We start from the raw sequence: 11,382 nt of genomic DNA, 5'->3' as shown, positions 1-11,382 counted from the left end.
GACGTCTACTTCTGCCATCACTTTTTGCGGACTATCGACGTGAACAAACCTGATTACGGGCCATAATGTGTCAACCATGTCCCCGCACATGTGTCAACCATGTCCCCGCACATGTGTCCACCATGTGTCCGGTCCGTACAGGCTCTTTTCAAAAGTGACCCGCCGTAAGGGCGGAACCCTAGGTGGCCGTTACCTAAATAACGGATATCCCCCCACCCTCACGGCGCTACAAATTCCGACCATGCCGGTAATCACTGACCGCCTCATACACCGCCTTACGCAACCGATTAATCCCCCCAATCGGCCGATGCGCCTCCACCCCGAACCACGGATTAAACGACTGGTTATCACACGCCAGATTCAACTCGGGCGTATCAAAATCCTGCGCCGGAATCACCACCTTGGCCACCGTCTCAAACGGCGCATCACTCTCTTTCCATTCAATGCTGGTGTCCTCGATCGGCATGAACTTCTGCGGATTCTGCCGCTGAACCTGCAACACAAAACACGCCGCCACCCGGTCGGTGGACAGTTGCTGATTCAACGCACTGCGCAAGAAGTTCGGCAGGTCCTGATTCTGCTTGGGCAGTACATACGCAGGACAACCCTGGGGATCCGGCGCCACCCGAAACTTCGCATTCGCCGCCCCGAACTTATACGGCGACACCGAAAAGTAGGTCGTCTGCGTCGGGCTCACCGGCGGCGGCGCCAACGTCGCCAACGCGATAAACAGATGCCGCACCTGCCAACTGCGCGGATCCACGCCAGGGAAAAACGCCATGACCTGCTTGCCATCCGCCTGGGCCGAAACGTTCTGCGCATACTCCGCCACATCACTGACAAAAAAGTTCGGATGGCTGAACATCACAAAATCCTGCTCACTCCGCGCCTGCTGATCCGCCAGCAACTGTTTGCCCGGCACGTCCAGCAACTTGATCGCCATGCCCCGGGCATCCCGGATGCTGTCGAACTGCGGGTACGCGTTGCCGTTGGACAACCGCATCATCGCCTGCCAGGTCTTGCCCGGTTCGGCAAACACGCCCTGGCGCAATGCCGGGTCGAGATCCGGCAGCACGCTGACCTCGGCCTTCACACAGCCATGGGCCTTGGCATGCGCGTCCCGCAGGTAGCGCGTGCCTTCGCGATGTTGATCGACGATGCGCACCGCGGTCTGGATGATGCCCTGGGTCATGGCCGCTTCCCCCGGGGGAATCTGTTCATCCGGCGACACCGGGCCGCTGTGCTGCCAGGCAAACCACAGGGTGGACAGCAACCAGCCCAGCAGCCCCAGACCCACCAGCCATAACACGGTCTTGCCGAGAAACGCGCCGAGGCGCAGCCAAAGTCGAGCGAGCATTTAAAAATCCTTTTCTGTGAAGTCGGTAGGTCAGGGCAGTTGCTGTTCCAGCGGGCCACCCAGCACTTTCAAATATTCCAGCAGCGCCCAGCGTTCCTGGGGCAGCAAGCCTCGACCGATCACCCCGTTGCCACGCTGGCCGGCACGGAATTCATGGCCGCTGTTGTGGTTGCCGGTGGTGCGCGTATCGAACAGGAAGGCGTTGGGGAACGCTGCGGTTTGATAACCCAGGTGGCGCGGGTCGTATTCGAAGGTGCCCTTATAGAAGGTCGGGCTGCGCTCGTCCTGGGGCGAGAGCAGTTGGTAGATCGTCGGCACCGAGCCGTTGTGCAGAAATGGCGGTGTCGCCCACACCCCGGCCAGTGGCCGAGCCTTGTAGGCGCGCAATTCGCGCACGCCGATGGGCAGGCCGAAGCCGTCCAGGTTCGGACGTTCGGCAGATGTCACGCCGGCGGCGCGGTAGGCGTGGTCTTCGACAAAGGCGGTGACGTAAGCCAGGCCCTTGGCGACTGACATGTTGCGCAGGTCCAGGGGCTCGGTTGGGGTGGGGTGCAGTTCGACGTTCAGCTTCGCCAGTTCAGCCGGGTCCCATTGCAGGGCGCTGAGGTCGAAGCGGTGGTCAGCGATATTGTTGGCGGCATTGGGGTCGGTACCGATCACCTCCACCGGGAGCATTTTCAGCTGCCGCACGGGGCGGCCATCGACCTGGGACACCGCCGGCACGTGGCAGCCGGCGCAGTTTTCCGCGAACAATGCGCGGCCTTGGGCGGCCAGGGGCTTGTCGATGGCGCCGAACAGGTCTTCCGGCCAGGTCGGCGGCTTGAGGCGTTTCAGGGTTTCTTCAAGGGTGCTCAGGTCCCGCACCCGCACGCTGGAGGGATAGCGCGCATCGCCCTTGAGCGGCTGGCCGGCGCTGTCGAAGAAGTCCAGCGTGGCGCCGACGCCCAGGGCTTCGCCGATATTGCGAGCCATGGGTTGCTGGGCCGAGCCGTTCCATTGCACCCAGTCGAAGGTCCAGATGTCCCACAGTTGCGGGTAGTCCACCGGGGCGTTGGCGATGCGGTAGTTGTCCGGGGAAATGGCGTCGCCGAAGCTGGCGTTGGCGATGCGGCCAAAGGCGTCGGTGCGGCCCGGGCCTTCTTCGGTGGGGTAGAGGCCGCGGTGGGTGTCGTTCCAGGCAACGTTGAGGAAGGTGTTCAGGGATTTCTTGAAGTCCTGGCGCAGTTGCGCAGCGTTCTGGTCGTCGTAGTCGTGGCCCAGGACGGTGCGGGCAAACCGCTCGAATTTCCACGGGTTGTAGTAGGTCGAGGCAAGGCTGGCCACCAGCGCCTGGCCAAAGCTGCCACCGCGCAGGGTCGGTACGCTGGACGGCAACACATGTTGCGCCGGGCCACCGTCGACACGCAGGCCCTGGCCTTTGAAGTTCAACTGGCCGGTGTGGCAGGCGGCGCACGTGATGTCGAGGAACTCATCATTGCTGCCGGGGTTTTTATGCCGGGCGAAACCCACCGGCAGGTTACCGGGGTTCTGCGCGGTGGGCACCTGTTTTGGGTCTACCAGGAAACCGAAGCGCGCCAGGTAGTCGGGTGTGGCAAAACGCTGTTCGGAGAACGGCAGTTCCAGCGCAGTGAACCAGTCATAGCGCAGGCCCTTGACCTGGGTGCCCTGGGGCGTGAAGTAGTACGTCTGGCGATCTGCGGCGCTCCATTGGTCCTGGTAGTGCACCTGTTCCACCGGTACATAAACCGGCAGCTTCGGGTTGACCACGTAATAGAGCACCACCGCCAGGATCAGCCCCAGCAGTATGAAAATCATCAGCAAAACACGGGAAAAAATGCGCAAGATAACTATCCTTGTCGAGTTGTGTCGTTCTTATGCCATCAGGCCACCAGTGCGGCAAGTGGCCATGAGTCTGGTTCCAGCGGTCCTGCCTTCCGTTGCAGAGCCATAGAATGAATGAAAATGCTTTTAAACACGTGAACTTATCAGAAGTTTCCTGCTCACATGCCGGTAGCCATTGGTCGTGGCCGCCTGATAAGCTCGCGACTTTACTCGAATGCCCTTTTGGCACACGAACAAGGAAATAGCATGAAACAGCATCGGTTGGCGGCGGCGGTGGCCCTGGTTAGCCTGGTACTTGCGGGTTGTGATTCGCAAACCAGCGTAGAGCTGAAAACCCCGGCGCAAAAAGCTTCCTACGGTATCGGCCTGAACATGGGCAAAAGCCTTGCTCAAGAAGGCATGGATGACCTGGACTCCAAAGCAGTAGCCCAAGGCATCGAAGATGCCGTCGGCAAGAAAGAGCAGAAGCTGAAAGACGACGAGTTGGTCGAAGCATTCGCCGCACTGCAAAAGCGTGCTGAAGAGCGTATGGCCAAGATGAGTGAAGAGTCGGCAACCGCCGGCAAGAAATTCCTCGAAGAAAACGCCAAGAAAGACGGCGTTGTCACCACCGCTTCCGGTCTGCAATACAAGATCGTGAAGAAAGCGGACGGTGCTCAACCCAAGCCTACCGACGTCGTGACTGTTCACTACACCGGCAAGCTCACCAACGGCACTACCTTTGACAGCTCCGTGGATCGCGGCAGCCCGATTGACCTGCCGGTCAGCGGTGTGATTCCAGGTTGGGTCGAAGGCCTGCAACTGATGCACGTTGGCGAGAAGGTCGAGTTGTACATCCCGTCCGACCTGGCCTACGGTGCCCAGAGCCCGAGCCCGGCGATTCCAGCCAATTCCGTGCTGGTATTCGACCTGGAACTGCTGGCCATCAAGGATCCGTCCAAGGCTGAAGCGCCTGACGCTCCGGCGGCTCCGGCTGCCAAGAAGTAATCAGCACCTGAACACACAACGCCCCGTCTCGACGGGGCGTTGTTGTTTCTGGCCTGTGTATAACTTTTTCAGTTGAATCCAGGCCACATTCAACCGAACCCACGCGGTCTAGAGCAGTCTGATAAAAGACTCGAGTACGGGTAGACGCAGATCATCTTCAAGTCAATGAATTCTTGGGTTTTTTTTATGTGCGCAAAAAACGCCCGATCTGACTGTAGGCCTTGTATTACGTGGCTTTCAGCCTGAAAAATAGGCTCTGTTCACAAGGTTATCCACAATTTGTGTGGATAACCTTTTGTGTCGCCTGGAACTGGAGTGACGATGAAAGCCCCGTTTAATTTCACCCGCTTCCTGCCCATGGCTGCTCGCTTGCTGGGCCGGGGACGCTTGCCGACGCTGCTGTTCGCGGTTGCCGCCAAAGGTTCGCGCCAGGGCAACCGTCTGGGCAAGCTCAAGGACGACCTCAAGTTGCTCCAGGCCCTATGCCTGGCCTACTGGCGCGGCGAGTACCGCGCTATCAGTCCCAAGGCGCTGATTTCGGTGGTGGCGGGGCTGATGTACTTCCTCAGCCCGATTGACGCGATCCCGGATTTTATTCCAGTGTTCGGTATGCTCGACGACATTGCGGTGCTGGCATGGGTCATGAAGACCCTGGACGGCGAACTGAGCGCTTTTCGCGCCTGGCGTGAGCGTCAGCTCCCCGAGAAGCTCGCAGTGGTTGAGCGCCTGCCTGCGACGCCTCAGTTGCTTGAGCGGGAAAGCCCGAAAAAAAACTGAACCTTGCGAATATCCCCCTGCGCTCTTTGTGGCTGTTAGGATTACACTCCTAAGGAAAGTACTTACGAAGTAAGTGTTGGGATCCTACGGGGCAGTCATGGATATTCAGATAATTAGAAAGGATGGCGAACCCGAGTACGCGGTTCTGCCATGGGCTCAATACCAGGCGCTGTTAAAAGCCGCCGGTCAGCAACAGCCAACACCTCTCGCTTCACCCCTTAGCCAAACCGCTGCCGAACCGGATCTGCGCCCTCTGGAGCAGCTGCGAAGCCTGCGCGAGGCCAAGGGCCTGGCCATCGAGACGCTGGCGCGCACAGTGGGCATCAGCCCGTCGTACCTGGGCCTGATCGAAAGTGGTGAACGCCAGCCGGACGCTGCGATCCGCCGCAGCCTGGCCTGGGAACTGGGCGTTGCAGGATGGAGGGACGAAACGTGAGCGTACGTATCAGCCGTCAACACTGGGATGGGTTAATCAACGAACTCGACCAGGCGCGCCGACAGCGCCATCTCTTGACGTACCGCGCCTTGCTGGAGCGCCTGCAATTTCCCACACCGGCCATGCAAACCCTGACCGCCGCACTGGAACACCTGGCGGCGCTGGATGCCAAGGCTGACCAGCCGCTGCGCAGTTCCCTGGTCATCAGCCAGGGCGCGAGCCGCCTGCCACGTACCGGTTTCTTTGAATGTGTGGAGCGCCTTGGGCGCTTCTGCGGGCCGTCCGATGGCGTGGCCGCAGCGTCGTGGCACGCCTCGGAAGTGGTGCGGGTGTTTGAGTACGATTATCCCGAGTCTGCGGAGGCTTAGTGTTTTGGAAGCTTAAGGCGTATGTCAGCTATTGGTTGGCGCGCAAATTATTTCATTGGTCTTGGTTCATGCACCAGCCGCGCGGCTGGCAGTGGCTTGAAGGTCAGTTCGCGCGCATGGCCAATCTGGGCGATGTTGGTGCTCAGAGTTTCTATGGGCATATCCTGACTTTTCGCGGCAGGGGCCTCGGTGCCCGTGAAGAGGGCGTGCGACTGTTACGGTTGGCCGCCAAGGCCGGGGATGGCAAGGCCGCTTACCAGATTGGCGTGTTGAGCCTGGCGGGCAGTCTCGGCAAGGCGCCTGATCCGCTGGAGGCGGCGCACTGGTGGAAAATTGCCGCCCGTGCCGGGCATCCATTGGCGCAGATTCGTTTGGAACAACTCTAATCTATAGCGACTGCGGTTCTGCCTCGCCCAGTTTCAGGCTGTCGATCACATGAATGCTATAGCCCGCCACGTTCTTCGCGTGGTGCTTGGCTTGGGAAGCCAGTTCCGCCAACTGGCTGGCATCGAGTTGTCCACAGGCCTGTGGATATAAATGCACCACGCCGATGGACAGCGACAGCAATGCAAACTCCTGGCGCACCCCCTGGCGGTTCAACGCCACAAAACACCCCGCCTCCAGATGTTCGCTGCGGTAGAAACGCCGGCACTGGGTGTGGAAGTCGTCCAGCAACTGGTTAAGCCGCTTGCGCCAATCCTGCGGCCCCAGCACCAGCAAAAAGTCATCCCCGCCGATATGCCCGACAAAGTCGCGGCTGGGGTCTACCCGATCGTTCAGGCATTGCGCCAGGCACAACAGCACTTCATCGCCCCGACCGTAGCCGTAGATATCGTTGAACGGCTTGAAGCTGTCGATATCCACGTAGCAGATCACCGACTCACGCTGTTGCTGCAACAGCCGCGTGAGGCACTGCTGGATCGGTACATTACCCGGCAACAGGGTCAGCGGGTTCGCATAACGCGCTTGCTGGATTTTCAGTTCGGTAATCAGCTTGAGCACATCGATCACCCGGCCCAGCCCCAGATAGTCGCCGTTGAGGGTGATGATGAAGTCTTCCTCGATCCGCTGGCGCGCGCGGCTGGTGAGCAGGCGGCTGACTTGCTGCAAGGACTGGCTCAGTTCCACGGCCAGGAAGTCGTCACTCATCAAGCGGCTGATGGGCTTGCGGGCGAACAGGTCCGTCGCAAACGGCTTGAGCAGGGCGTCTGACAACGAGTGCCGGTGCACGATGCCGATCGGATGGCCACGCTCATCCAGCACCGCCAGGGAGTTGAGGTTGGCCTGGCGGCGGAAGGCCTCCAGCACCTGCGCCGTGGCGGTGTGCTGGCCCACGGCCGGGTGTTCGTTGAGCAAGGCGCTGAGGTCGCTGCCTTCATCGTTCAGCGCGACGTTGGCGCTGTCGGGCTTGGGCAGCATCAACCGCGCTTCCTGTGGCGGGTGTTCCTGGGGGCGGCAGAGCAGATAGCCTTGCACCAGGTCGACGCCCATCTCGGTGAGCACGGCCAACTCTTCCGGCAACTCGATGCCTTCAGCGATGACCTGGGCCCGGGAGGCCTTGGCGATTTGCAGGATCGAGCCGACAAATTCGCGCTTGAGGGCGTCCTGGTGGATGCCGTCGATAAAGTGTCGATCGATCTTCACGTAGTCCGGGCGCAATTCCGACCACAGTCGCAGGCTGGAATAGCCAGCGCCCAGGTCATCCAGGGCAATCGAAAAACCCATGGCGCGGTAATGATGCAGTGCGGTTTGCAGCAGTTGAAAATCGTCAGTCGGGGTTTGTTCGGTCAGTTCGATGACCACCTGGCTGGGCGGGATGCCGAAGTCGCTGAGCAGTTGCAGGGTGCGGCCTGGCTGGTGGGCGGTTTCCAGCAGGGATTCGGGGGAGACGTTGAGGAACAGCTTGCCCGGCAGTTTCTGGTCGCTGAAACGCCGGCAGGCACTTTCCCGGCAGACCATCTCCAGTTCGCTCAGGCGACCGGCGTGGCGAGCCACGGAGAACAATGCAACAGGGGAGTGCAGCGGGCTGTTGGACGGGCCGCGACTAAGGGCCTCGTAACCGACGATGCGTCGTTCAGACAGGGAAATGATCGGTTGGAACAGGCTGTGCAAACTGCCTTGAGCCAGGATTGAGCCCAATGCATTCAGCTGTTCGGTCATGGTCATGATTTTCTCGGGTCGAAAAAAAAGGACCTGCTTTAGCAGGTCCTTCATTTCACGACAGAATGATGTCTATTTGATGACACTCCGGGGAGCGTTCACATTAAATCGCCATCATTTACTGCTTGGCCACCGTCTTGCTGATCTTCAAGTAGTCCAGCAGGATGCGCCCGGTCTCGCTCAGGTAGGCATCATCTTCCGGCTTGGTTTTATCCGGCTCGGCGGCGATCGCGTCTTCGTCTTCTTTCTTCAGTTCCTTGAGTGGAGCTTCGCCTTTGGCCTTGCGGCGGGCGTTCTCCAGCACCAGTTGCTGATTCTCGATGTCGGTGTGCTGCGCACGACGGTCGGCTTCGTTGAGGCTGACGGTTTTCTCTTCCATCAACTTCTTGGCCAGGGCCAATTTGTCGCGGATGAAGATGAACTCGGCATCCTTGGCGGAGCGGGCTTCGTGATCAGCTTTCAGCTGCGCCACGTACGGTTTGAAAGGGTCCACTGCCGGCTTGATCGCAGGACGGATGGTGTCCCACGGCATGGCCTCGGGCAGGGCGCTCTCGCCGATTTCCTTGGTGTCGATGATCGACGGGAAATCGATGTCCGGCAGTACGCCCTGATGCTGGGTGCTCTGCCCGGAAACCCGGTAGAACTTGGCCAGGGTCAGTTTCAGCTCGCCATGGTTCAACGGCTGGATGGTCTGCACGGTGCCTTTGCCGAAGGTCTGGCCGCCGATGATCAACGCGCGATGGTAGTCCTGCATCGCACCGGCGAAAATCTCCGAAGCGGATGCCGAGAGGCGGTTGACCAGCAACGCCATTGGCCCTTTGTAGAAGGCGCCCGGGTTCTCGTCTTCCAGCACGTCCACACGGCCGTCAGCGTTACGCACCAGCACGGTCGGACCCTTGTCGATAAACAGGCTGGTCAGCTCGGTGGCTTCCTGCAGGGAGCCGCCGCCGTTGTTGCGCAGGTCGATGACCACGCCATCGACTTTGTCTTTTTGCAGCTCGGTCAGCAGTTTCTTGACGTCGCGGGTGGTGCTCTTGTAGTCCGGATCGCCAGCGCGGAACGCCTTGAAGTCCAGGTAGAAGGCCGGGATTTCAATCACGCCCAGCTTGTAGTCCTTGCCGTCCTGCTTGAGGTTCAGGATCGACTTCTTGACCGCCTGGTCTTCCAGTTTCACCGCTTCACGAGTAATCGAAACGATTTTGCTGGTCTGATCGTTCGGGGCGTTGGTGTGCGGAATCACTTCCAGGCGCACCACGCTGCCTTTCGGCCCGCGAATCAGCTTGACCACTTCGTCCAGACGCCAGCCGACCACGTCGACCATCTCTTTGTCGGCCTGGGCCACACCGATGATCTTGTCGGCCGGAGCGACCTGCTTGGTCTTGTCGGCCGGACCTGCCGGCACCAGACGCACGATCTTCACCTGGTCGTTATCGCTTTGCAGGACGGCACCGATGCCTTCCAGCGACAGACTCATGTTGATATCGAAATTTTCCGCGTTATCTGGCGACAGATAATTGGTGTGCGGGTCGTAGGACATCGCGAAGGTGTTGATGTAGGCCTGGAAGATATCTTCGGCACGGGTCTGATCCAGACGTGCCAGCTGATTCTTGTAGCGCTTGGTCAACAGCTCTTGAATGGCCTTCGGCTCTTTGCCGGCGATCTTCAAGCGCAGGACTTCATCCTTGACGCGCTTGCGCCACAGGTCGTCCAGCTCGGCTTCGGTGGTCAGCCAAGGAGCGTCCTTGCGGTCAACCAGCAAGGTCTCTTTCTTGGTGAAGTCGAATTTGTCGACGCCCTTGTCCAGCTCACCAATGGCGAAGTCCAGACGCGCTTTGACACGGTCCAGGTAACGCTTGTAGATGGTGAAGCCGGGCTGCAGGTCACCGCTCTTGAGGAAGTCGTCAAACTGCGTCTTCCACTTGTCGAACTCGGTGATGTCGCTGGCCAGGAAATAGCTGCGCGAGGGATCCAACAGCTTGAGGTAGCTGTCGTAAATGATCACCGAGCGAGCGTCGTCCAGCGGCGGCTTGCTGTAATGATGGCGCTTGAGCAACTCAACGACGTTAAGGCTGGCAATCACCTCATCGCGATCAGGCTGAAGGTTGTCCCAGCTGTTGGCTGCGAACGTATTGCTCGACAGCGGCAAAAGGCCGATACCGATAAAAAGAGCGAGGGCGGTGCTGGGGAACAAATGCTTCATGCTGATTCGACGCGGGGGCAATTGATAACGCATATTAGGCCGTCTTTGAAGTCGCCGGTTCCATATGGGCCGGTCGCATAATGCAAAAAGCCCGGCGCTACAGCAACGGGCTCAGTCCAGACTCACTATGGAGGCACTGTGAAAGCATTGCAAGGCGTTGAAGGTCATGTGGAGTGGCAAGAAGAGCCGAGTCCTACATGCGATGTAGGCCAAGTACGCATTCGCGTGGCGGCTGCGGGCCTGAATCGGGCCGATTTATTACAGCGTTCAGGGCTCTATCCGCCGCCTCCCGGTGCGAGCCAGGTGCTGGGCCTGGAGTGTTCCGGAGTGATCAGCGAAGTCGGCGCCGGCTCGTCGTGGCAAGTGGGTGATCGGGTTTGCGCCCTGCTGGCCGGCGGCGGGATGGCCGAAGAAGTGGTGGTGGACGCCCGTCACGTGCTGCCGGTGCCGGAAGGCGTGTCGCTGGTGGAAGCGGCCGGGTTGCCCGAGGTGTACAGCACCGCGTGGCTGAATCTGTTCCAGTTGGCGGGCCTCAAGCCTGGCGAGAAGGTGCTGCTGCACGCTGGCGCCAGTGGTGTGGGCTCGGCGGCTATCCAGCTGTGCAAGGCGTTTGGCAGCCCGTGCTGGGTCAGCGTCGGCTCGGCGGATCGGCTGGCCTACTGTGAGGCGCTGGGGGCCCAGGGTGGCGTGGTACGTACCGACGGCATCGAAGGCCTGAGTGATTTTGGCCCGTTCGATGTGATCCTCGACCCGGTGGGCGGCAACTACGCCGCGCTGAACCTCAAGCTCGCGGCCCGTGACGGTCGCTGGGTGTTGATTGGCTTGATGGGGGGGCGTGAGGCACAGATCGACCTGGCGCAGGTGTTGGCCAAGCGTGTGCAGGTGTTGGGTTCGACGTTGCGCAGCCGCGATGATCAGTTCAAGGCTGACCTGTTCAGTGACTTGAGCCAGCATGTATGGCCGCTGTTTGCTGAGGGCCGTTTGAGCCCGCAATTGGCCAGGACCTTTGCGATCAAGGATGCCGAGGCCGCGTTTGCTGAGCTGGCGACCAACCAGATTTCCGGGAAGCTGGTGTTGGTGATTGACGAAAGCCTGGTTTGATCTCACAGGCGTCATTCGTTTTTTGGGGTTGGACGGGGTGTATATCCGTTATTTGGGTGATGGCGACTATTGGTTCCGCTCTTACAGCGGGTCACTTTTGGCAAACGCCCCAAAAGTAACCAAAAGGTCTTTGCCCCACCACTCGGTGCCTCGC

General features: G+C 59.9%; 10 protein-coding genes. 6 read left to right on the top strand and 4 right to left on the bottom strand.

The window, feature by feature from the left end:
- Nucleotides 1-226: 226 nt before the first annotated feature.
- Nucleotides 227-1,357 (bottom strand): catalase family protein, encoded by a 1,131-nt coding sequence (locus tag HX855_RS31195; protein WP_177091291.1) that lies wholly within the window; start codon nucleotides 1,355-1,357, stop codon nucleotides 227-229.
- 30 nt (nucleotides 1,358-1,387) lie between these two features.
- Nucleotides 1,388-3,199: a di-heme-cytochrome C peroxidase gene (locus HX855_RS31190; protein ID WP_177091293.1), complete on the bottom strand. Its 1,812-nt coding sequence runs from the start codon at nucleotides 3,197-3,199 to the stop codon at nucleotides 1,388-1,390.
- Nucleotides 3,200-3,445: 246 nt separating this feature from the next.
- Here HX855_RS31190 and HX855_RS31185 point away from each other — a divergent pair, with 246 nt between their 5' ends.
- The 5 genes from HX855_RS31185 (at nucleotide 3,446) to HX855_RS31165 (ending at nucleotide 6,153) form a co-directional block, all read left to right on the top strand.
- On the top strand, nucleotides 3,446-4,186 hold the full coding sequence (locus tag HX855_RS31185; protein WP_167663547.1) for an FKBP-type peptidyl-prolyl cis-trans isomerase: 741 nt from the start codon (nucleotides 3,446-3,448) through the stop codon (nucleotides 4,184-4,186).
- Between the two features lie 321 nt (nucleotides 4,187-4,507).
- Nucleotides 4,508-4,963 carry a YkvA family protein gene (locus HX855_RS31180; protein ID WP_177091295.1) on the top strand — a complete coding sequence of 152 codons (456 nt, stop codon included), beginning with the start codon at nucleotides 4,508-4,510 and terminating at the stop codon, nucleotides 4,961-4,963.
- A gap of 97 nt (nucleotides 4,964-5,060) precedes the next feature.
- Entirely contained in the window at nucleotides 5,061-5,399 is a 339-nt protein-coding gene (locus tag HX855_RS31175) for a helix-turn-helix transcriptional regulator (protein WP_177091297.1), read from the top strand.
- Complete coding sequence (locus HX855_RS31170) at nucleotides 5,396-5,767, top strand: hypothetical protein (protein ID WP_010166435.1); 372 nt, start codon at nucleotides 5,396-5,398, stop codon at nucleotides 5,765-5,767. The genes HX855_RS31175 and HX855_RS31170 overlap by 4 nt, the downstream gene beginning before the upstream one ends.
- Complete coding sequence (locus HX855_RS31165) at nucleotides 5,767-6,153, top strand: SEL1-like repeat protein (RefSeq protein WP_177091299.1); 387 nt, start codon at nucleotides 5,767-5,769, stop codon at nucleotides 6,151-6,153. Before HX855_RS31170 ends, HX855_RS31165 begins: the two co-directional genes overlap by 1 nt.
- A 1-nt stretch (nucleotide 6,154) precedes the next feature.
- Here HX855_RS31165 and HX855_RS31160 read toward each other — a convergent pair whose 3' ends face one another.
- Both HX855_RS31160 and HX855_RS31155 read right to left on the bottom strand, forming a co-directional pair.
- Nucleotides 6,155-7,933, bottom strand: coding sequence for a bifunctional diguanylate cyclase/phosphodiesterase (locus HX855_RS31160; protein ID WP_177091301.1), 1,779 nt, complete (start codon nucleotides 7,931-7,933; stop codon nucleotides 6,155-6,157).
- Between the two features lie 112 nt (nucleotides 7,934-8,045).
- The gene (locus HX855_RS31155) at nucleotides 8,046-10,127 is read right to left on the bottom strand and encodes a carboxy terminal-processing peptidase (RefSeq protein ID WP_177091303.1); all 2,082 of its coding nucleotides are present in this window, start codon (nucleotides 10,125-10,127) and stop codon (nucleotides 8,046-8,048) included.
- A 138-nt stretch (nucleotides 10,128-10,265) separates the two neighbouring features.
- Between HX855_RS31155 and HX855_RS31150 the strand changes: the two genes are divergently transcribed.
- On the top strand, nucleotides 10,266-11,228 hold the full coding sequence (locus HX855_RS31150) for a zinc-binding dehydrogenase (protein ID WP_177091305.1): 963 nt from the start codon (nucleotides 10,266-10,268) through the stop codon (nucleotides 11,226-11,228).
- Nucleotides 11,229-11,382 lie beyond the last annotated feature (154 nt).

Origin of the sequence: Pseudomonas sp. IPO3778, assembly GCF_013386825.1 — a bacterium.
In the GTDB taxonomy this organism is placed as follows: Bacteria; Pseudomonadota; Gammaproteobacteria; order Pseudomonadales; family Pseudomonadaceae; genus Aquipseudomonas.
This window is presented reverse-complemented; position numbering and strand designations above follow the sequence as displayed.